Below are 21,678 nucleotides of genomic sequence, written 5' to 3' on the forward strand. Positions count from 1 at the left end.
CTGAACGCTTATAAAAGTCCCTGAGGAGTGTCGATTTAATGTCGAATTTCTTTATCGACCGTCCCATCTTTGCCTGGGTTCTGGCGATTCTGTTGTGCCTGTGCGGCACGCTTTCGATAATTTCGCTGCCTGTTGAACAGTATCCCGATCTGGCGCCACCCAACGTGCGCATTACCGCCAACTATCCGGGCGCATCCGCCCAGACGCTGGAGAACACCGTTACCCAGGTCATCGAGCAGAACATGACCGGCATCGATAATCTGATGTACATGTCCTCGAACAGCAGCAATACCGGTCAGGCACAGATCACCCTCACCTTTACCGCCGGGACTAATCCTGATGAAGCCCGTCAGCAGGTTCAGAACCAGTTGCAGTCAGCGCTGCGCAAACTGCCGCAGGCAGTACAGTCGCAGGGCGTGACGGTCAATAAAACCGGTGACAGTAATATTCTGATGGTCGCCTTTGTCTCAACCGACGGCAGTATGGATAAGCAGGATATTTCAGACTATGTCGCCAGTAATATTCAGGACCCGTTAAGCCGTATCGATGGCGTCGGCCAGGTAGACGCTTACGGCTCACAATATGCGATGCGCATCTGGCTCGATCCCAACAAACTGATCGCCTACTCGCTGACCACCGACGATGTGGTCAGTGCAATCCAGTCGCAGAATACCCAGGTTGCCGTGGGTCAGGTTGGTGGTCTGCCATCCGTAGAGAAGCAGGCGCTGAACGCCACGGTGAATGCGCAGTCGATGCTGCAGACCCCCGGGCAGTTCCGGGCCATTACCCTGAAGAACAATCCCGACGGTTCCGTGGTGACGCTGGGTGATGTCGCCAGCGTGGCGCTGGGCGCAGAAAAGTATGATTATCTGAGCCGCTACAATGGCCAGCCCGCGTCCGGTCTGGGGGTGAAGCTTGCATCCGGTGCTAACGAGATGAACACCGATAAGCTGGTGCGGGCGCGCATTGAGGAGCTGTCGCACTACTTCCCGCACGGGCTGGAAGCAAAAATTGCCTACGAAACCTCCCCTTTCGTTAAAGCATCGATCACCGATGTGGTGAAGACGCTGCTGGAGGCGATCGTACTGGTGTTCGGCGTAATGTACCTGTTTATGCAGAATTTCCGCGCCACGTTAATCCCGACTATTGCGGTGCCGGTGGTGCTGTTCGGTACCTTCAGCGTGCTCTATGCCTGCGGGTTCAGTATCAATACCCTGACCATGTTTGCCATGGTGCTGGCGATAGGACTGCTGGTGGACGATGCCATCGTGGTGGTGGAAAACGTTGAGCGCATCATGCACGAAGAGGGACTCTCGCCGCGTGCCGCCACGCGAAAATCGATGGGCCAGATTCAGGGGGCGCTGGTCGGGATCGCGCTGGTGCTCTCTGCGGTGTTTGTGCCGATGGCGTTTTTCGGCGGTACCGTCGGCGCGATTTACCGTCAGTTCTCCATCACCATTGTTTCGGCGATGGTGCTGTCGGTGCTGGTCGCGATGATCCTGACACCGGCGCTGTGTGCCACATTGCTGAAACCCGTGGCGAAAGGCGAGCAGCCTGAACGTCGCGGCTTCTTCGGCTGGTTCAATCGTCACTTCAATCGCAATGCTGACCGCTATGAGCGCGGCGTTGCAGGCATTCTGCGCCGGGGTGGTCGCTGGCTGCTGCTATATCTCGGCATTATCGGCCTGATGGCATTTCTGTTTCTGCGTCTGCCTACCTCGTTTCTGCCGCTGGAAGATCGCGGCGTCTTCCTGACTCAGGTTCAGCTTCCGGCAGGCGCAACGCTTGCGCAAACCGCCAGCGTGGTCGCGAAAGTCGAACACTATTATCTCACCGAGGAAAAGGCCAACGTGCTGTCGGTCTTCTCCACCATCGGTGCCGGCCCGGGCGGCAATGGGCAGAACGTGGCGCGTCTGTTTGTGCGGCTGAAAGACTGGGAAGATCGGCCCGGTGCCGATCGCACCTCATTCGCTATTATTGATCGCGCGACTCAGGCGTTTCAGAAAATTAAAGAGGGACGTGTGATTGCCAGCAGTCCGCCCGCCATTACCGGCATGGGCAGCAGCTCGGGCTTTGACATGCAACTACAGGATCACGCGGGTATCGGTCATACGCAACTGATGGCGATGCGCGACAAACTGCTGGAGATGGCGGGCAACGATAAGTCGCTATCGCGGGTGAGGCACAATGGGCTGGATGACAGCCCGCAGCTGCAGATCGATGTGGATGCCCGTAAAGCGCAGGCGCTGGGCGTGTCGCTGGACACCATTAACGACACCCTGACCACCGCATGGGGCTCCAGCTATGTGAACGACTTCCTGGATCGGGGCCGGGTGAAAAAGGTCTATGTGCAGGCCGCCGCCGAATTCCGCATGCTGCCGGACGACATCAACAAATGGTACGTGCGCAACAGCAGCGGCAAAATGGTGCCCTTCTCCGCGTTTGCCAGCAGCCGCTGGGAGACCGGTTCACCACGCCTTGAACGTTATAACGGCTATTCATCGCTGGAGATTGTCGGCGAAGCGGCGAATGGCGTCAGCAGCGGTACGGCGATGGATGAAATGGAAAAGCTGGTCAATGTCCTGCCGCTGGGCGTCGGGTTCCAGTGGACCGGAGCCTCTTATCAGGAGCGCCTTTCCGGCTCGCAGGCTCCGGCGCTTTATGCAATTTCGCTGCTGGTGGTGTTCCTCTGCCTGGCCGCGCTGTATGAGAGCTGGTCGATCCCGTTCTCGGTAATGCTGGTGGTGCCGTTGGGCGTGGTGGGCGCGCTTATCGCCACCTGGATGCGCGGGCTGGAGAATGATGTCTACTTCCAGGTTGGCCTGCTGACGGTGGTGGGGCTATCCGCCAAAAACGCCATCCTGATTGTTGAGTTTGCTAATGAGATTAACAGCCGGGGACGTGAACTGGTGGAGTCGACGCTGGAGGCATCGCGTCAGCGTCTGCGACCAATTCTGATGACCTCGCTGGCCTTTATTTTTGGGGTGCTGCCGATGGCAATCAGTAGCGGTGCAGGTTCCGGCAGCCAGCACGCCGTGGGAACCGGCGTGATGGGCGGGATGATCTCCGCCACGCTGCTGGCAATCTTTTTTGTGCCGCTGTTCTTTGTGCTGGTCCGCCGTCGCTTCCCGCTTAAAGAGAAACCGCACGACTAAAGCTAAATAAAAAGCGGCCACTGAGTTCAGTGGCCGCTTTATTTCTGTGTGTGGTAAGAATTCCAGCAAGTGGGACTGATTTGCTTTAATCTCCACGTGTTACTTATTGCGTAACATCGCTTCGATAAATTCTTTCCAGGTTCCCATTTCAGTGTCAATCATAATGCCCTCTCTTATTGTGCTGGCAATATTACGCGCTTTTTTTAAGCAGGTGAATACGTTTACACCTGTTAACTCTATCGGCAGAGACTATAAAAACATGAATGTTGCTGATTCTGGAAGCTGACGCACATTTCAGCAACCCCTTAACCTGATTGAAGATAATTTATTTTAAGCCCAGCGGTAGACTATTTTATCAACATGGCGAAATTCTTAAGCACGCAGCGATAAGCAGGGTAATAATTGCCTGCGAAATTGATAGCGGTTACCCGAAACGAAATAACGACACGGCGCGCATGATATCCGGACTGATTCCCGCGCCAGCGCGGATGCCGCAACCGATCACACTATGCTAAACTCGCGCTTTGGCTGCTTTTTTCAGCTTTCTCTTTTCACAGGATAATAAGGATCGGGTAATGAGCACGCAGTGGGTGATGTTCGGGATTAAAAATTGCGACACCATAAAAAAAGCCCGGCGCTTTTTGACAGATGCAGACGTTGATTATCACTTTCACGACTACCGTGCCGATGGCCTGAGCGATGCCCTGCTGCAGGAATTTATCGATGCGCTGGGCTATGAAGCCCTGCTTAACACACGCGGCACGACCTGGCGTAAACTGCCCGAAGCTGATCGTGAAGCGGTTAACGATACCAGCAGCGCCAAAGCGCTGATGCTGGCGCATCCCGCCATGATTAAGCGTCCGCTGTTGCGTGCTCCGGATGGCTCCCTGCTCGCCGGTTTCAGCGAAGCCACCTATCAGAATGCTATTCAGGAGAAGTCATAATATGTTTTGCCCGGTCATTGAGCTGACGCAGCAGCTTATTCGTCGCCCCTCTCTCAGCCCCGATGATGCCGGATGTCAGGCTCTGCTGATCGCCCGTCTTGAAGCCATCGGCTTTAAGATTGAAACGATGAACATCGACGACACACTGAATTTCTGGGCCACCCGTGGCGAAGGTGAAACGCTGGCGTTTGCCGGTCATACCGATGTGGTGCCGCCTGGCGATGCCAGCCGCTGGATTAACCCGCCCTTTGAACCGACGATCCGCGATGGCATGCTGTTTGGCCGTGGTGCGGCTGACATGAAAGGGTCACTGGCAGCCATGGTGGTGGCCGCCGAACGTTTTGTGGCGGTGCGTCCCAATCACCGGGGCCGCCTCGCCTTCATGATTACCTCGGATGAAGAGGCCAGCGGGACCAACGGCACGGTTAAAGTGGTTGAACGGCTGATGGCGCGCCGTGAACGGCTCGACTATTGCCTGGTCGGCGAACCGTCCAGCACGGAAGTCGTCGGTGACGTGGTGAAGAATGGCCGACGCGGCTCGATTACCGCCAATCTGACGGTGCACGGTGTGCAGGGCCACGTCGCCTATCCGCATCTGGCGGATAATCCGGTTCACCGGGCGATGCCTGCGCTGACTGAGCTGGTCGCGACGGAGTGGGATCAGGGGAATGAGTTCTTCCCGGCCACCAGCATGCAGATTGCGAATGTCCAGGCAGGCACCGGCAGCAACAATGTGATCCCCGGCGAGCTGTTTGTGCAGTTTAACTTCCGCTTCAGCACCGAACTCACCGATGAGATGATCCGCCAGCGGGTCGCAGAGTTGCTGGATCGTCACCAGCTGCGTTACACCATCGAGTGGAAACTCTCGGGTCAGCCCTTCCTGACCTCGCGCGGTAAGCTGGTGGATGCCGTCGTGAAAGCTGTGGCGCACTATAATGAAATTAAGCCGCAGCTGCTGACCACAGGCGGCACCTCCGATGGCCGGTTTATCGCCCGGATGGGGGCGCAGGTGGTGGAGCTGGGGCCGGTGAATGCCACCATTCACAAAATCAATGAGTGTGTGAAAGCCTCCGACCTGCAGATGCTGAGCCGGATGTACCAGCGCATCATGGAACAACTGATCGCCTGACGGCGATGTTAAGGAGCATCAAATGGAATTTATTAAAGATTACTGGTGGATCCTGGTGATCCTGCTGATGGTTGGCGTGCTGATGAACGTTTATAAAGATCTGAAACGCATCGATCACAAAAAATTTATGGATAACAAACCTGACCTGCCGCCGCATCGTGATTTCAACGATAAGTGGGATGACGACGACAACTGGCCGAAGAAGAAGTAAATGAAAAAGCCCCTGCAATGCAGGGGCTTGAATATGTTGTTAAAGTCCGGCTCGGTGGCGATCAAACCGAGTTGGCACAAGGAACACGGTCAGATCGGAAAGACGCAAAAGCTGTCATCCATGACACGCTCGGCCCGCGCCTTCCATGCCGCGGGACGCTTTCCTCTTCTGACCGTGTTCCCTGCGCTTCGGGTTTATTCGTCGCTGTCAGATTCAACCTGATTTGGTTATGTCATTAGTCAGAAGCCCCTGCTATGCAGGGGCTTTTTTACATCATTGCGATAACGTCATCATCACCCGGTTTTGCGCCGCTTAACGCCTCATCAAAGTAGCGTTTTGGCACCGTATAACGCAGATGATTCAGCGCCAGTTCCATGCTGCGGTGATCGATGGCGTGCGCCAAATCGTCAACGATATCCAGCGTGACGTCGCCACCGCAGGCGGTCAGCCGCTGCTCCGCCTGCTGCGCATGGTACAGCGGGATCTGCTCATCATAATCACCGTGGATCAGGTGAATCGTAGTACGGGTGCTCGCTTTCTCTGGCAGGGTAACAAACCGGCCATTAAAGACCACTGCGCGCCCCGCCAGATCCGGATGCGCTTTGACGCCTTCCAGCACCATACTGCCGCCCTGCGAAAAGCCGACTAAGGCTGTCGCTTCGGGCCGCACGCCGCTCTTTTTCTGCCAGTGACGCACCGACTCAAAAAACTGCGGCATTGCCGCATTTACCCGCTGCTGGATAGTCTGATCGTGCAGGTCGGTTTCGCCGAACCACTGACGACCCGCGCCGGGTGAGCCAACGGAGACCACCAGCGCGTCGGGAAAGGTTTTCGCAAACCAGTTGCCAATCTCGCCCATTGAATCCGGATTATCGCCAACGCCATGGTAGAGCAGAAACAGCTGTGCGGTGGTGGCAGGTTGTTGAACGATTACATATTTCAGTGTCATGTTGACCTCCTGTGTTCACTCTACGCCGCCCGGCACAAAATGATATGAGGATAATTTGAGGCAGATGGTCGAATTATTTCAACGGACGGTGCAGCGCGTCCGCAGTAACGCCCAAACTTTCGAGGGCTGAAGCCGCCTGCTGACGCAGCTTAGCTATCAACGCCTTGCGGCCGCTTAAGCCCGTCTGCCAGGCCAGGTCGCTTAGCGCATCAGGTGCAGCAACCGCGGCGGCCAGCAGCGGTATGGAGACGGCACTGGCCTCTGCCAGACGCTGCAACACTGGCAGACTCGCCTCCAGTGGCCGCTGCGCCCAGGCAAAACCGACGGCCAGATGGCTATCCTGAGCGTTCAATCCGTCATCTGTGGTCTGATCAAACTGCAGGTCCAGCGCGATATGCTGCCGCAATCGCGGCCAGTCACGCGCCAGCTGCTCTGCCGCCCGGCGCGTCAGTGCCTCACCCGCAGCAGAACAGGGCAATATCGCCATCGCTGCATAGCAGCCGCTGCTGGCTTCGCGCTGACTGCCAATTCTTACCAGGGTAAAACCGCAGGCGCGCCAGAACGCCCAGAGTGATTCAGTGTAGCCGAAGCTGACAGAGAGGTAGTCGTTATCGGCAGCCGCATCAGCCGCCGCCGCAACAAGCTGCTGTCCGGTTCCCCGACGACGGCTCTCCGCCGCCACGGCAATCCGGCTGATGCGCTGTGAGCGCAGGATTGCCGCTTCAGCCAGACCGGCATGCGCTGCCAGCGACTGTGCAACCAGATTGCCACGCGGTCGCCGGGTGCCCGCCCAGACCGCCTGCGCCAGCTCAGGTTCAAGACCGCCCTCCTCAACCAGCCAGAGCGCACCCTGTAAAGTGGTTGTATCTCCCGCCCGCCACAGCTGCATACCGGGTGCATCCAGCAGGCGGCGCAGATCAAGCGGCGACGTGCGGTAGTGCGCGCTGGTGAGCAGACGATAAGCGGCTTCCAGCGCGCTGAAATCGTGACGTTCAATACGATGCGGTATTGCCGGAGTATCGGGCGCAGTGGCACTGGCATCGTCAAATAGCAGCGCCTGGTTCAGCCACTGCTCCAGCGGATCGAAACGCGACCAGCGCAGCGGCTCATCCAGCGTGAAATAGTGTGCATCTGCAAGCCCGGCGCAGAATTTAAGGATAAAGCCGCGTCCACTCCCTTCGTAGCCCTGTACGGTAGTGGTGAGCAATACGCGGGGATAGCGGCTGACCAGCGCCTGCAGCAGCGGTGCCGGAATCGCCGCGGCTTCATCTACAATCAGCCAGTCCGCCGGTGGCGGCGTCTCCAGCGCCAGCAGCGCATCGGGTGCCATAAAGTGAAAGTGCTCCCCGGCAAAGGTGGCCAGCACCTCTGTTGAGGCTTTGGCCGGTGCCGTTACCAGACAATGGCTGTTCTGCCGGGCCAGCATACCCGCCAGGGCCGATTTACCCCGTCCACGGGCAGCGGTCAGCACAGCGACACCCGAAGACAGCGTCATCAGCTGATCGAGTATCGCCTGCTGCTGTTGCGGAGCCTGACAGTGCCACTGCGGCCAGTCACGCTGTGCCGGAAAACAGCAGGGCTGATGCTGCCGCTCCAGCAGCACCTGGTCATCCGACAGGATCAGCTGTTGCAGGTGGTGAACGAAATGAGGTGTTGCGATGGGTTCAGCGACATCTGCCCAGCGCAGGCTGTCGCTGTCAGGCTGTTGCGACCACGCTTGCCAGGATGGGACCAGCAGCAGCAGCCAGCTTCCGGCGGTGAGCGTACCGGCCAGCGCCGCGAAAGCCTCGGCATGAAAGCCCTGGCGGGCGTCGAATATCGCATGATGGAATTCGCGTCCCAGCAGCGTGCGAACCGCGCCAGGCTGCCTGTGCAAAGCTGACTCGTCAGAGAATAGCGGCGCCGGACTCAGCGCCAGCCAGTCGCCTGGCAACGCTTCACGCCATGCCGCAGCCCGATCTAAGCACCAGGCCGGGTCGCCGCTGATGACTGCCAGACGACGCACACCGGCCTGTTGCATAAGCTGCGTTGGGATCATCAGTTGCTGGCGAAGGTGTTGCACTGTCCTGGATCGCCACCATCAAACCCGCGCTTAAACCAGGTGTAGCGCTGCTCAGAGGTGCCGTGGGTGAAGCTGTCCGGCACGACGCGGCCCTGGCCTTTCTGCTGCAGACGGTCATCGCCAATCGCCTCAGCGGCATTCAGCGCTTCCTGCAGATCGCCTGCTTCAAGGATGTTTTCCTTCTGCATGTAGTGTCCCCAGACACCGGCAAAACAGTCCGCCTGCAGTTCCATTTTGACGGAGAGCTGATTCACCTGCTTTTCGCTGGCACCCTGCTGCATTTCACGCACTTTCGGCTCAATGCCCAGCAGTTTCTGGACATGGTGGCCCACTTCATGCGCGACGACGTAGCCCTGAGCGAAGTCACCGCCTGCGCCCAGTTTAGTTTTCATCTCGTCATAGAAAGAGAGGTCGATGTAGACAGTCTGGTCAGCAGGACAGTAGAACGGTCCCATCACCGACTGTCCGGTTCCGCAGCCGGTGCGGGTTGCACCGCGATACATCACCAGCTTCGGCGCCACATACTGTTTGTTCATCTGCTGGAACAGCTTGCCCCAGGTGTCTTCCGTGGTGGCCAGAATGACTTTCGTGAATTTCGCGGCCTCGTCATCATTGGCACTGACGCTGCGCTGTTGCTGCTGGCTGGTCGGTGCGACGTCACCCCCCGTCAGCAGTCCGGTCAGGTCATATCCGTAATAACCGGCGACTGCCACCACGATCAGCAACACGATACCGCCTTTGCCACGCGGCAGACGAATCTGGCGGCCTCCGCCACCTAAACCGGACGATTGATCGCGACGGTCCTCTACATTGTCGCTTTCGCGACGCCCTTGCCAGCGCATGCTGTATTCCCTCAGTCATTTTTTCAGATGGCATGATTTTAGTTGCGTGACGGAGCAATCACCAGCTTTACCCTGAAATGAAAAAAGGAGAGCCGGGGCTCTCCTCTTTCTTTGTGCTTTCTTCGTGCGCTAAAGACAAACTCAGTCGAGTTTCACGCCCAATCGCTGTGCCACCGCTTCATAGGCTTCAACCACGCCGCCCAGGCTCTGACGGAAACGGTCTTTGTCCATTTTATCCAGCGTCTCTTTATCCCACAGGCGCGCACCGTCTGGTGAAAACTCATCGCCCAGCGTCACTTCGCCGTTAAACAGACCAAATTCCAGTTTGAAGTCGACCAGAATCAGGCCCGCATCGTCGAACAGTTTGCTCAGCACGTCGTTGGCTTTAAAGGTCAGCTCCTGCATCCGCGCCAGGTTCTGTTTGCTGACCCAGCCAAAGGTTTCGCAGTAGGATTCGTTGACCATCGGGTCGTGCTTTGCATCATCTTTCAGGAAAAGATCAAACAGCGGCGGATTGAGCACAATGCCCTCTTCCACGCCCAGACGCTTTACCAGCGAGCCTGCGGCACGGTTACGCACCACGCACTCGACCGGCACCATCTCCAGCTTCTTCACCAGCGCTTCGGTATCGGACAGCAGCGCTTCCATCTGGGTCGGGATACCTGCTTCCTGCAATTTGGTCATGATGAAGTGGTTAAACTTGTTGTTAACCATCCCCTTGCGATCAAACTGCTCGATTCGGGCGCCATCACCTGCTGACGTATCGTTGCGGAATTCGAGTATCAGCAGATCCGGGTTATCGGTGCTGTATACGGTTTTCGCTTTACCGCGATACAACTCAGCTCGCTTTTGCATCTTGTTCACTCCAGACTTGAAATAACGGGTGTTCAGCGACCAGTGCCGCTGCGGCGATTGCCTTGACGCAATCGTTTACTTCGCCGCGCGCTATTATGCCAAAAACAAAATAAAAAGGCCGGAGAATCTCCGGCCTGAGGCAACTTTATTTGTTCAGCGCCGCCTGGAACACGGCCACCAGCGCATCGTTCTGCGACTGAGTCAGCACATGCCCTTTCGGGTCAATGAATTGCAGACTGGTACGGTTGTCGAGATCGCCGACCTGCACTTTGTAATCACCGTTTGGTAATTCCGGATCTTTTGCACCGACTGCATCCCAGTCGCTGCTGCCCGGTGACTTGTAGGTCACCTTCATGCTGCCGGTTGAGCGGGTGGTATCGGTCACTTCCATCCCGACGCGTTTCATCGCATCTGGCAGACGCTGCCATGCCACGTTGTATGGCGTACGCAGGATCAGCATTGGCAGACCGGTGTCATCTGCGCCGCTCTGCACATCAATAGCGCCACTTACCCGGCCTGATGCCGCGTTTTCACTGGCGGTATCAATTTTGTCCAGACCGGTGCTGATTTCATTCAGCATCTGCGCGGTGTAACGCTGGATCTGCACAGGTAACGTAATGGTTTTACCATCCTGCTGCAGCTCCAGCAGACGCACGGTAAGCTGCTGCTGATAGCTCTGCGACTGCACGCTGATCTGATAGCGGCCACGATACTGCTGATCTTCATCAGCACGGTTCCACTGCACCCAGTCGGTCGTCAACTGCTGACCGGCATCGTTACGTGAAGCAATCGGGAATTTGTTTGACTCAACGACGTTAACGACCCGTGACCAGACTGAACCGCGGCTGTTATCAATCATCAGCGCACCGGTATTATTGCTGAACTGCGCGCGCGTCCCGTTCATCAGCGCCAGCGGCTGGGCTGGCGGACGAATGTCGAGCTGCTTACCGGTGGGTGCCTGGCTGCTGGTGCGCGGCACATCATAGTCACCACGCTGAACCGGCAGGATCATTCCGGCTGGCGCTTTCAGTTCACTTAACTGGCTGGCTTCAAGATAAGATTCGTCACCGCTGACCTGGCGCTTATAACGCTGATCGCTTGAACAGGCCGACAACAGCATCAGAGTAGAAAGCCCGACTACTGTGGCTACTGTTGACCGCTTTACTGAGTAATTCATTCAAACTCCCTAAATTATCGCAAACCCGCTTTCACCAGCGCCTGCTCCACTTTCGGCTGGCCGGCTGCAGTCAGTGGCGTCATTGGCAGACGCAGCGTGTCGTTAGCGATTAATCCTAGCTGTTTCGCAGCCCATTTCACCGGGATAGGATTGGGTTCACAGAAAAGCGTCTGGTGCAGGTGCATCAGACGCTGATTCAGGCGGCGTGCCTCAACGAAATTGCCTTGCTGTGCAAGTTGACACAGCTCGACCATTTCACGTGCAGCCACATTGGCGGTCACCGAAATGACGCCTTTGCCGCCCAGTTGCATAAAGTCCAGCGCAGTCGCGTCATCGCCACTCACCAGAATAAAGTCTTCATTAACCAGCTCTTGGATCTGACTAACCCGCGATAAGTTCCCGGTTGCCTCTTTGATTCCGATAATATTTTTAATTTCGGCCAGACGGGCAACGGTTTCCGGCAGCATGTCACAGCCGGTACGCGAGGGAACGTTATACAGCATCTGCGGCAGGCTGGTGCTATTCGCAATCGCTTTAAAGTGCTGGAACAGCCCTTCCTGCGTGGGGCGGTTATAGTATGGCGTCACAGTCAGACAGCCCACCACGCCGGAATTTTCAAAACGCTTCGTCAGAGAGATGCCTTCAGCGGTGGCATTGGCACCGGTTCCGGCAATCACCGGAATCCGGCCATCGGCCAGTTCCAGGGTCAGCATCACCACATCACCATGTTCTTCATGGCTCAGGGTTGCAGATTCGCCTGTGGTGCCGACGGAAACGATCGCCGCGGTGCCGCTGGCGACGTGATAATCAATCAGTTTTTTCAGACTCGACCGGCAGACATTACCGCTGTCATCCATTGGCGTAACGAGTGCAACAATACTTCCCGTAAACATTGGCGATCCCCTCGACAAACAAGTGCTTCATGGTACGTTTTACACTTAGGGAAAAGCAAGCAAGCCACGCCATTCCCGCGCTTGTCAGCAGTTTTTTTTATGTTTACCTTATGGTTATTAGCGAAAGCAGAGGAAAAGCCATTTTGCCGCAATCTCAGCCCCATCATCTGGTGATCACCGCGCTCGGTGTTGACCGTCCGGGTATCGTCAATACGATTACCCGACACGTCAGCAGCTGCGGTTGCAATATTGAAGATAGCCGTCTTGCCATGCTTGGGGATGAATTCACCTTTATCATGCTGCTGTCGGGCAGCTGGAACGCGATTACGCTGATTGAATCGACGCTGCCGCTGAAAGGCGCAGAGCTTGAGCTGCTGATCGTCATGAAGCGCACCAACGCCGGGGTTCGTCCGCCGATGCCCGATACCGCGTTCATTCAGGTTGAAGTGGCCGACTCGCCGCATATTATTGAACGCTTTACCGATCTTATTGATAAGCATCAGATGAACGTGGCCGAACTGGTGTCGCGCATTACACCCGCGCACCACGATTTGCCACCAACGCTCTATATTCAAATGACCGCCCACAGTCCGACACGAACCAGTGGCACCACTTTTGAGCAGGCTTTTAATAACCTGTGTCAGGAGCTGAATGCCCAGGGAACACTGCGTCTCTACAGTGTGTCTGACGCTGCCAATAGCGAATCAGTCAGCGCGGTACGCTAAGCTTTAGTTAATAAACCGGAGTTATTTCTCCACATGCCTGACGCGTGATCGGCTATGTGGTGAAATACCCCCTGATGGTCATATTCCCTCTGGTCGTTTCGGGCCAGATGGTGTATTACCCACAGCCTGAATAAGAAAATGGAGAGATGTGATGAATCCACTGAAAGCCGGAGATACTGCACCTGCATTTAGCCTGCCCGACCAGGACGGCGAACACGTGAATCTGACCGACTTCCAGGGACAGCGCGTTCTGGTCTACTTCTACCCGAAAGCGATGACGCCAGGCTGCACCGTGCAGGCGTGCGGTCTGCGTGACAACATGGATGAGTTGAAAAAAGCGGGCGTGGAAGTCCTGGGCATCAGCACCGACAAACCGGAAAAACTGTCAAAGTTTGTCGAAAAAGAGCTGCTGAACTTCACGCTGCTGTCAGATGAAAATCATGAAGTCTGCCAGGCGTTTGGCGTCTGGGGTGAAAAAACCTTTATGGGGAAAACCTATGACGGTATTCATCGCATCAGCTTCCTGATCGATGCTGAGGGCAGGATCGAGAAAGTGTTTGATAACTTTAAGACCTCGAATCACCACGACATGGTGCTGGATTACGTTAAGTCAGCCTGATGTTGAGGGGCGCGGTAGCCCGACCGCCGCGCCCTGCTTATCTTCTTTCCCTTCACGCTTGCCTGCCGTAAAAAAACATCTGCTCTTTGTGCGATTAAGTCGTGCGATTAAGCTGTGGCGACGATCACGCAGTTTCGCCCGGCATTTTTCGCCGCGTAGAGCGCGGCATCCGCCTGTTTCAGACTCGTTTCCAGCCCGGCATCCTGGGTGCCGTTCCATGCTGCAACGCCAATAGACAAGGTAATTCGTCCTACATCCGTGAGCCAGGCTTCGGCAATACCCAGCCGTACGCGCTCCGCGATGATCTGTGCCTCATCCAGGGCCGTGCCCGGCAGCAGCATCAGAAATTCCTCTCCGCCGTTGCGACATACCACATCAGACTGACGGGCGCTGGCACGCAGCGTGCTCGCCACCTGCTGAATCACCCGGTCACCGACATCGTGACCCCAGCTGTCGTTGACGTTTTTAAAGTAGTCGATATCCAGAGCCAGCACCGAGAAAGGCTGGCGCAGGGTGCGGTAATACTCCAGCACCGCATTCAGACCACGGCGATTCAGCAACTGGGTCAGTGGATCGGTCTGCGCTTCCGAGCTAAGACGGCCAATTTTGTCCTGCACCAGACCAATACCGGTGAGTAGTGCACGTTTGACCTGAGCCGCCTCAAAATACCAGGCGGTGATACCACCAATCTCTTTTGATACCCCCTGCGCATCCATCCGGCTGGCTTTGCGGGCCAGCTGGAAGAGTGGCCGGGCGATCAGCCGCGCCAGCACCACGGCCACCAGCAGAGTCAGCAGCGCGAACGGCACCGAATTTTTCAGGACTTTCATTAACAGGCCCGACAGCGGATCCAGCGTGACGTTAATCGGCTTCAGAGCCACCACCGTCCAGCCGGTAGTCGGCACGATCGCAAAGCCCGCCAGTTGAGCTGACTCACCCGGACCGGCAAGCATCAGCGAGCCATTGGTCTGCTCGTCACGCGGACTGACGATGGCTGGCAGCGTTTTACCCACCAGCTGCCGGTTCTGGTGATACAGCACCTCATTATTGCTGTCGAGCACATAGACCGTGGTGCCATCCCGGTAGAACTGCTCACCCAGCAGCGCATTCAGAATGCTTTTTTTCTTCAGATAGATGGTGCCGCCGATGTAGCCCAGGTAGTCGCCATCGGCACTCCAGACGGGCCAGGAGATAAACACCAGCAGATTGTTGGCGGCAGAGAGCGTGGGTTTACTGATGCTCGGCTGCCGCAGGGTCAGCGCTTCCCGTGAGGCGTCGCTGGTCAGGTGCATGCCTTTCAGGGTCAGCGACTCAGGCGAAATCGCCTTGATCACGCCCTGCGCATCCACTATCGCCACTGAGTTGAAACTGCTGGTCTGCTCGCGCAGGCGGCTGACTTCGCTTTCCAGCAGCGCCTCATTATTAAAGTCGCGGCTGAGCTGATTAGCGCTGTAGTGCAGCTGTGACTGCGCCAGCTGAAAGAAAATCTCACTGGTTGAGGCCAGTTTGGCGGCGTAGGCGCGATTGGCCTCAAGCGTGGTGTCAATCAGCACCTGGCGCTGAACCCGCCAGGTGGCGTAAAGCGTATTCGCGAGCGTGATAACAATGCTGACAATCACCAGCAGGGCGATCAGATTGCGCAAATCGGCCTTGGGCCGAAAGAGCTTTAACATGGCGTCGCCGCCGCGGAGATAAATGTCATGTCGTCAATGCCTGATTATTTTTTTAATGTGTGCCAGAAGCCCTGATATCCGGGCTTAAGTCTACACGGTGTCGGCATTTTTGAGCAGCATTAAGACAAATTTCACGCCTGAGAATCCAGATTAGACCGGCACTAATCGATTAATCCCTGACTATCGTAAAAAGGCCAGGGTCCCGAAAAGCGGCCAATCGCACACTGATGCGAGACCATTCCCTGCCCGGGTTGCCAGCAATGCAGCAAAAAGCCGGGCGGCTCCAGAATAAAGTGAGCCGGCCCGTCGGGATGCAGATCCAGCGCGACCTGATGCGACACGCCTGGCGCAACACAGGCCAGCGTGCCGGCAAAGCGGGTCTGCAGACTGCGATGCAGATGACCGCAGAGCACCCGCTCAACCTGCGGATGGCGGGCGATGATCGCCTCAAGGGCCTCCGGATGACGTAATCGTTGCCGGTCCATATGGGCAATGCCACAGGCAAAAGGAGGATGATGCAGCATCACCAGCGTGGGCTGATCGGCAGCCGCGCTCAGTGCCTGATCCAGCCATTGCAGCTGGTGTTCGTCCAGCTCTCCCCACGGCTGTTGCGGTACGCTGGAATCCAGCGCCAGCAGCCTGACGTCGCCGACGCGAAGCTGCCAGTTCAGGGTGGACCCCGCCTGCAGATAGGCGTGATCCGGGAAAGCGGCACGCAGCGCCTCGCGGTCGTCGTGATTGCCCGCCATCAGGTAAAACGGCAGCTGCAGGCGCTGCAGGGCTTCCCGCAGCGTCTGGTACTCTTCAGGCCGGCCAAAATCGACCAGGTCGCCGGTAATCACCACCACATCGGGCCGCGGCTGCAGTGCATTAAGGGTATCGATAACCTGCAGTAATGCCGCATAGGTATCGACCTGTTTGTAAGAGAGGCGGCCATGGGCCTTGATATGCAGATCGCTGATTTGCGCAATCATCGTAGGTTGAACAGACACAACACACTCCTTAGCAACTGAATTCCAGCGCGGCCTGACTGGTCAGCGACCAGCTGATGCGCTGCCCGGCCTGCCAGATTTCGCGTGCATGACGCTCTACCTGAATGGGGCTATCCAGTCCAATATCGATCAGTAAGCGCTGCGAAGCGCCGAGGAAGGTGCTGCCCACCACCACGCCGCGCTGGGGATAGCGCATATCGTCGGCCAGCAGCACATCTTCCGGGCGGCAAAAACGCAGGGGCTGACCAAGGAGATCGTGCGCAATGCAGTTAATGGCACCCACAAAGTCGGCCACAAAACGGGAGGCCGGGCGCTGATAGATGCCCTGCGGCGTATCGAGCTGCACCAGACGGCCCTGCTCCATCACCGCGATGCGATCGCCCAGCGCCATCGCCTCCTGCTGATCGTGCGTGACGTAAACGGCAGTGATCGCCAGCCGCTTGAGCAGTGCGCCGATCTCCAGCCGCAGTCGATCGCGCAGCCTGGCATCAAGCGCCGCCAGCGGCTCATCAAACAGCAGCACTTTAGGCCGGGCGGCCAGCGCGCGAGCCAGTGCCACCCGCTGCTTCTGCCCGCCGGACAATTTATCTATCGCGCGATGTGACAGTTGCGTCAGATCCACCAGCGCCAGCATTTCTGCCACCCGCGCCTCACGTTCGGCTCGCGGCACGCCCTGCACCTTCAGGCCATAGGCGACGTTCTGCGCCACGTTGAGCGTCGGGAACAGCGCGTAGCTCTGGAACACCATGCCAACGCTGCGTTTCTCAATCGGCAGCGCGGTAACGTTCCGCTGATCAAACCAGACTTCCCCTGGCGCATCGCTGCTTTCCAGACCGCTGATGATACGCAACAGTGTGGTTTTTCCGCAGCCGGATGGCCCCAGCAGCACCAGCGTTTCTCCGGCGTGGACCCGCAGATCGAGCGGATGCAGCGCGACCTGCTGATTGAAGCGACGCGAGCAGTGGCGCAGCGTCACGTTGACGGCCTCTTTCATAGAGTTTCCTCTCTCTGCTGCCGCCCTGATTGCCGTTCCAGCCAGTGATTACAGGCGTTGAGCAATAGCAGCAGCGGTAAAATCATCATGATAAAAATCAGGGTGTAGGCGGATCCGACTTCCAGCCGCATCGAGGTGTAGCTGTCGGCCAGCCCGACAGGCAGGGTTTTGGTCAGGGGCGTGTGCAGCATCCAGGTGATGTTGAACTCCCCTACCGACAGCGTAATCACCATAAACGCACCCGCCAGAATGCCATTGCGACAGTTCGGGACGACCACGGTAAAGAAGCGACGCCAGAAGCTCGCCCCCAGGCTCGCGGCGGCCTCTTCCAGCCGCGGCAGATCAATCGCCTGCATTACCGACAGCACCGGTCGGATCATAAAGGGCAGCGTAAAAAGCACATGGCCGATCAGGATGAAGAGCCAGCTGTCGCGCAGTGCGCTGAACTGACCATAAAGCAGAATGATACCCAGCGCGGTTGCGAGGCCCGGCAACGCAACCGGCAGCATCAGGCACTCCTCAATGCGTGAGGCCCAGCGTGACGGTGACTTCAGTAAGCCCCAGGCGGCGGGCACACCCACGATGACCGTCACCGCCAGACAGCTCAGGGCGATCAGCAGCGACAGCCAGAAGGTGTCGGCATACATCTGCCACACCTGTTCCACCCACTTCAGCGTCAGGCCGCTGCGCAGGCCCGCGAAGTAGTTCTGCGTGACGCCCGCCAGCATTGAGAGCACCACCGGTACGATCATAAATAGCGCGGTGAGGCTGGTGATCGCCACCTGCAGCCAGAACAGACCCCGGCGCTTCATGATGAACGCGCCTTCCGGCATGCAAGCCCATTAGCCAGCATTAGCGCCAGCCAGGCCACCGCGCCCATCACCACCGAGAGTGCCGCCGCGGTGGCAAAGTTGGCGTAATTGGTGAACTCGCCGTAAATAGTCAGCGGCAGCACGGCCAGCTCTGTGCCAAGGGTAAAGGCGGTGCCAAACGCGCCCATGCTGGTGGCAAAACAGAGCGCGCCACAGGAGAGCAGCGCTGGTTTCAGCCCCGGAATGATCACGTCGATGATGATGCGCCACTGGCTGGCTCCCAGCGAACGGGCCGCCTCCTCCAGCGATCGATCCAGCTTCTCACTCGCCGCCACCAATGTCACGATGGCGCGCGGCAGCGAAAAATAGAGATAGCCAATGAATAAGCCGCTGAGCGAATAGGCGAAAACCCAGCGCTCATGAAACAGGCTGAGGCTGAGTTGCGCCAGCACACCCTGACGCCCCGCCAGCATCACCATCAGAAATCCCACCACCACGCCCGGAAAAGCCAGCGGGAAGGTCAGCAGTGCCAGCAGCGTGCCGCGCCCGGTAAAGCGCTGCCGCGCCAGAAAGCAGCCGACTACCGCCGCAAGCAGCAGCGTCACCAGCGTGACCGCCGCCGAGAGCAGCACGGTGTTCAGCAGGCTTTGCAGATACTGCGGCTGACTGATAACTGTCCAGTAGCCGCTGTGGTGCGTGGTACGATCCTCCGTCATGCCGATCTGCAACAGGCGGGCAAACGGCAGTAGCCAGAAGGCCGCGAAGAAGAGCAGCGCAGGCAGCAGCATCCACGGCCAGTTCGCCCCCAGCGGCCGGAGCCGCTGGCGAACCGGCCCGCCAGCGGCAGACAGGTTGATTTCTGACAGTGACATCAGCGAATCTCACTCAGATAACGCGCGGAGAAGCCCTTTTGCGCATCGGCCATCTGCTGATAATCGACCGTGTGGGCGCGCGCATAATCGCTGTCAGGCAGGAAATATTTTTTCGCCTCGGGTGACATCGCTCCCGCCCGCACCGGACGCAGCCAGGCATTGGCCCAGATAGCCTGACCGGCATCTGACAGCACGAAATCAATCACTTTCTTACCGTTGGCCGGATGCGGCGCATTCTTCACCAGGCTGATGACGTACGGCACCGTGACTGTTCCCTCTCTCGGGATCACAAACTCAACGTTGGCGTGATCTTTGTAGCGGGCGCGATAGGCGTTGAAGTCATAGTCGATCAGAATCGGGATTTCGCCCGAAATCAGCCGCGCATAGGCGGTCTGCTTAGGCACAATTGGCTGATTGCGCTGCAGCGTCTTAAACCAGTTTATCGCCGGGGTGAAGTCATGCAGGCTGCCGCCTTTGGCCTGATTCACCGCGACCGCTGCGACATAGCCTACAAAGGCGCTGGCCGGATCCAGATAGCCCACCATGCCTTTATATTCCGGCTTCAGCAGATCATCCCAGGCGCGCGGCACCGGCGCGTCACCCAGCGCATCGACATTAACCATAAAGCCCATGGTCCCGGAGTGCAACGCCACCCACTTGCCATTGGGATCTTTCATGCCTGCCGGAATCTCATCCCAGTTAGCCGGTTTATAAGCGCTGACCACGTCGGCACTGACGGCCTGAATACCAAAGCTGACGCCGTAATAGACCACGTCGGCGACCGGATTGTTTTTCTCCGCCACCAGCTGCGCCAGTGCCTGACCTGAGTTTTTATTATCCTGCGGCACATGGATGCCGGTCGCTTTTTCAATCGCCTGAAGCTGCGTGGCCCAGTCGGCCCACTCTGGCGGGCAGTTATAGCAGATGGCATTTTCCGCCGCCTGCGCCCACGAACTGGTAAGCGAGCATCCGGCCAGCAGCGCAGCGCTGGCGACCTGTCTGATATTAAGGTTGAGTGACATGATGTTTCCCTGAAATAGAACCATGAAATGCCGGGGCGATACTCTCCCCGAGCCGTAAATGATGGGCCAGCAAGTGGGTTTTGCCGCCCGGATTCAGAAGCAGATCGATGGCGCGCGTGCCCATCAGCGCAATCGGCTGCACCACGCTGGCCAGTGACGGTGAAAGCTGTTCACCCAGCTCAATGCCGTCGAAGCCGATGACTGACAATTGATTGGGTACGCTGATACCGGCACGCGCAGCCGCCCCCAGCAGGCTGATAGCCAGCAGATCATTACTGCAAATCACGGCGGTCAGCGGCGAAGGGGCATTCATCAGGGGCAGCAGCAGCCGGAAGTCGGACTGAATATGGCTGGGCATCTCAATCATCGCCCGCTGCGTCAGACCGGCCTGCTGCATCGCCTCGCAGTAGCCAAGGTAGCGCAGACGCGCACGGTCAGATTGCTGCATAGGTCCAGCAGCCATCACGATGTGGCGGTGGCCGAGAGTGATAAGATGGGCAGTCGCTTCCGCCATCGCTTTACGGTTGTCGACGCACAGCGCGGGCCAGTCGTGCTGTTGCGGCACGTTGTGGGTCAGCACGAAGGGCATCTTTGCTGCCGCCAGCGTCGGCAGCAGCGCACTGCGGTCGGCGTCTGCCACCGTCAGAACCAGACCGGCGACACGCTGGTGCAGCATATGTTCGACAATGGCCGCTTCCCGCTCAGCCTGATAATCACTGGTTGCCACCAGCAGCGCATACCCAGCCTGACGGGCCTGCTGCTCCATCGCCTGCAGTTGCAGGGCAAAAACCGGATTAAGCAGTGAAGGCAGCAGTACGCCAAGCGTGGTGGAGTGTTGAGTGCGGAGCTGACGGGCAATATGATTCGGGCGAAAACCGATCTGTTCCGAGGCGGCAAGCACCTTTTGCAGCGTGCCTGGTTTCAGCAGATGAGGATCAGAGAAGGCGCGCGCGGCGGTTGCGCGGGAGACCCCTGCCAGTCGGGCTACGCTGATTAAATCTGTCATCACTGCCTCGTTTATCGTCGATGAGATCGATCTCATTGCGACGTAAACTAGCGGCGTTATATGACAGGCGCATCACGGTAACATGACCGGCAGGTGACAGCGGCAGTGACGCCGCTGCGGGGAATTAAAGCATCAGGAAGGCGTAACCGCTGTTTTCCAGCGTGGCAACGGTGGTGCCGCTGGAGATAGTGTGGGTGACCATCGGATCGATCCAGTTGCGATCGAGCTGATGAAACGCCACAGATTGATCACAGATAGTGACCTGAACGCCCGCTTTTTTCAGTTCGCTGATCAGCTTCAGGTTCGGGTTATCCACGCCGTAGGCTTTGCTGAACTGGTCGTTATTCAGCGCTGACGACACCGCGTCGCCGTTGATCGACACCACAAATTTCAGCTGGTCGAGCGGCACACCCGCCGCATAATAGAGGTTGGTGACACGTGCCACACGCTCCAGGCCCAGATTCGGCTTACGAATATCGCCGTCATTGTGGTTAATCTGGAAAACAATTTTATTACTCAGACCCGCAGTGGTGCCGGGTTTAAATGCCGGCGTATCGACATAATGTATTTTGCCGTAGCCTTCAATCGCAGGCGTACTCCAGAAATCAGCGGGCTCAGATTTATTATCTGCCATTTTTCCGCTGACCTTATCGAATAATTCCGGCAACTGTAAAACATTGCCGCCAATAAATCCTGCTACGGCTGCCATCACTACTAACGCTGCTGGACGCATTCACTCTTCTCCC

At 57.5% G+C, this 21,678-nt stretch carries 21 protein-coding genes; 7 read left to right on the top strand and 14 right to left on the bottom strand.

Annotated elements, in window-relative coordinates; all coding sequences use genetic code 11:
- Positions 1-38: 38 nt before the first annotated feature.
- From acrD to BY447_RS05645, 5 genes are all read left to right on the top strand, one after another.
- Entirely contained in the window at positions 39-3,155 is a 3,117-nt protein-coding gene (gene acrD, locus BY447_RS05625) for a multidrug efflux RND transporter permease AcrD (RefSeq protein WP_110330715.1), read from the top strand.
- Between the two features lie 575 nt (positions 3,156-3,730).
- Entirely contained in the window at positions 3,731-4,099 is a 369-nt protein-coding gene (locus tag BY447_RS05630) for an ArsC family reductase (protein WP_110330716.1), read from the top strand.
- A gap of 1 nt (position 4,100) precedes the next feature.
- A complete protein-coding gene (gene dapE / locus BY447_RS05635) occupies positions 4,101-5,228 on the top strand; it encodes a succinyl-diaminopimelate desuccinylase (RefSeq protein WP_013358682.1) in 1,128 nt (375 codons plus the stop codon).
- Positions 5,229-5,250: 22 nt separating this feature from the next.
- Positions 5,251-5,439: a YpfN family protein gene (locus tag BY447_RS05640; protein WP_003848800.1), complete on the top strand. Its 189-nt coding sequence runs from the start codon at positions 5,251-5,253 to the stop codon at positions 5,437-5,439.
- Positions 5,440-5,661, top strand: a complete 222-nt coding sequence (locus BY447_RS05645) for a hypothetical protein (protein ID WP_110330717.1) — start codon at positions 5,440-5,442, stop codon at positions 5,659-5,661.
- Positions 5,662-5,707: 46 nt separating this feature from the next.
- On the opposite strand, the gene ypfH is transcribed toward BY447_RS05645, so the two are convergent.
- From ypfH to dapA, 6 genes are all read right to left on the bottom strand, one after another.
- Positions 5,708-6,388, bottom strand: coding sequence for an esterase (gene ypfH, locus BY447_RS05650; RefSeq protein ID WP_110330718.1), 681 nt, complete (start codon positions 6,386-6,388; stop codon positions 5,708-5,710).
- Between the two features lie 73 nt (positions 6,389-6,461).
- Positions 6,462-8,426: a tRNA(Met) cytidine acetyltransferase TmcA gene (locus BY447_RS05655; RefSeq protein WP_110330719.1), complete on the bottom strand. Its 1,965-nt coding sequence runs from the start codon at positions 8,424-8,426 to the stop codon at positions 6,462-6,464.
- A complete protein-coding gene (locus BY447_RS05660; protein ID WP_033733490.1) occupies positions 8,426-9,292 on the bottom strand; it encodes a neutral zinc metallopeptidase in 867 nt (288 codons plus the stop codon). Before BY447_RS05660 ends, BY447_RS05655 begins: the two co-directional genes overlap by 1 nt.
- Positions 9,293-9,433: 141 nt before the next feature.
- On the bottom strand, positions 9,434-10,147 hold the full coding sequence (gene purC / locus BY447_RS05665) for a phosphoribosylaminoimidazolesuccinocarboxamide synthase (protein ID WP_013358686.1): 714 nt from the start codon (positions 10,145-10,147) through the stop codon (positions 9,434-9,436).
- A gap of 145 nt (positions 10,148-10,292) precedes the next feature.
- Positions 10,293-11,324: an outer membrane protein assembly factor BamC gene (gene bamC / locus BY447_RS05670; protein WP_110330720.1), complete on the bottom strand. Its 1,032-nt coding sequence runs from the start codon at positions 11,322-11,324 to the stop codon at positions 10,293-10,295.
- Positions 11,325-11,338: 14 nt separating this feature from the next.
- A complete protein-coding gene (dapA, locus tag BY447_RS05675) occupies positions 11,339-12,217 on the bottom strand; it encodes a 4-hydroxy-tetrahydrodipicolinate synthase (protein ID WP_010260008.1) in 879 nt (292 codons plus the stop codon).
- Positions 12,218-12,360: 143 nt separating this feature from the next.
- Between dapA and BY447_RS05680 the strand changes: the two genes are divergently transcribed.
- Both BY447_RS05680 and bcp read left to right on the top strand, forming a co-directional pair.
- The gene (locus tag BY447_RS05680) at positions 12,361-12,942 is read left to right on the top strand and encodes a glycine cleavage system transcriptional repressor (protein WP_110330721.1); all 582 of its coding nucleotides are present in this window, start codon (positions 12,361-12,363) and stop codon (positions 12,940-12,942) included.
- Positions 12,943-13,093: 151 nt separating this feature from the next.
- On the top strand, positions 13,094-13,561 hold the full coding sequence (gene bcp / locus BY447_RS05685) for a thioredoxin-dependent thiol peroxidase (RefSeq protein WP_010260016.1): 468 nt from the start codon (positions 13,094-13,096) through the stop codon (positions 13,559-13,561).
- A gap of 107 nt (positions 13,562-13,668) precedes the next feature.
- Here the strand turns inward: bcp and BY447_RS05690 are convergent, their stop codons facing one another.
- The 8 genes from BY447_RS05690 to BY447_RS05725 form a co-directional block, all read right to left on the bottom strand.
- Positions 13,669-15,234: a sensor domain-containing diguanylate cyclase gene (locus tag BY447_RS05690; protein ID WP_110330722.1), complete on the bottom strand. Its 1,566-nt coding sequence runs from the start codon at positions 15,232-15,234 to the stop codon at positions 13,669-13,671.
- A gap of 161 nt (positions 15,235-15,395) precedes the next feature.
- A complete protein-coding gene (locus BY447_RS05695) occupies positions 15,396-16,226 on the bottom strand; it encodes a phosphodiesterase (protein ID WP_110330723.1) in 831 nt (276 codons plus the stop codon).
- A gap of 10 nt (positions 16,227-16,236) precedes the next feature.
- Positions 16,237-17,220: an ABC transporter ATP-binding protein gene (locus tag BY447_RS05700; protein ID WP_110330724.1), complete on the bottom strand. Its 984-nt coding sequence runs from the start codon at positions 17,218-17,220 to the stop codon at positions 16,237-16,239.
- Complete coding sequence (locus BY447_RS05705) at positions 17,217-18,032, bottom strand: ABC transporter permease (protein ID WP_041457249.1); 816 nt, start codon at positions 18,030-18,032, stop codon at positions 17,217-17,219. The genes BY447_RS05700 and BY447_RS05705 overlap by 4 nt, the downstream gene beginning before the upstream one ends.
- Positions 18,029-18,904, bottom strand: a complete 876-nt coding sequence (locus BY447_RS05710; RefSeq protein WP_110330725.1) for an ABC transporter permease — start codon at positions 18,902-18,904, stop codon at positions 18,029-18,031. Before BY447_RS05710 ends, BY447_RS05705 begins: the two co-directional genes overlap by 4 nt.
- Positions 18,904-19,926: an ABC transporter substrate-binding protein gene (locus BY447_RS05715; RefSeq protein WP_110330726.1), complete on the bottom strand. Its 1,023-nt coding sequence runs from the start codon at positions 19,924-19,926 to the stop codon at positions 18,904-18,906. Before BY447_RS05715 ends, BY447_RS05710 begins: the two co-directional genes overlap by 1 nt.
- Positions 19,910-20,932, bottom strand: a complete 1,023-nt coding sequence (locus BY447_RS05720) for a LacI family DNA-binding transcriptional regulator (RefSeq protein WP_110330727.1) — start codon at positions 20,930-20,932, stop codon at positions 19,910-19,912. Before BY447_RS05720 ends, BY447_RS05715 begins: the two co-directional genes overlap by 17 nt.
- A gap of 124 nt (positions 20,933-21,056) precedes the next feature.
- The gene (locus tag BY447_RS05725) at positions 21,057-21,665 is read right to left on the bottom strand and encodes a DsrE family protein (protein WP_033733500.1); all 609 of its coding nucleotides are present in this window, start codon (positions 21,663-21,665) and stop codon (positions 21,057-21,059) included.
- Between the last annotated feature and the right edge of the window lie 13 nt (positions 21,666-21,678).

The sequence above is a fragment of the Pantoea sp. JKS000250 genome (assembly GCF_003201065.1).
Classification (GTDB): Bacteria; Pseudomonadota; Gammaproteobacteria; order Enterobacterales; family Enterobacteriaceae; genus Pantoea; species Pantoea vagans.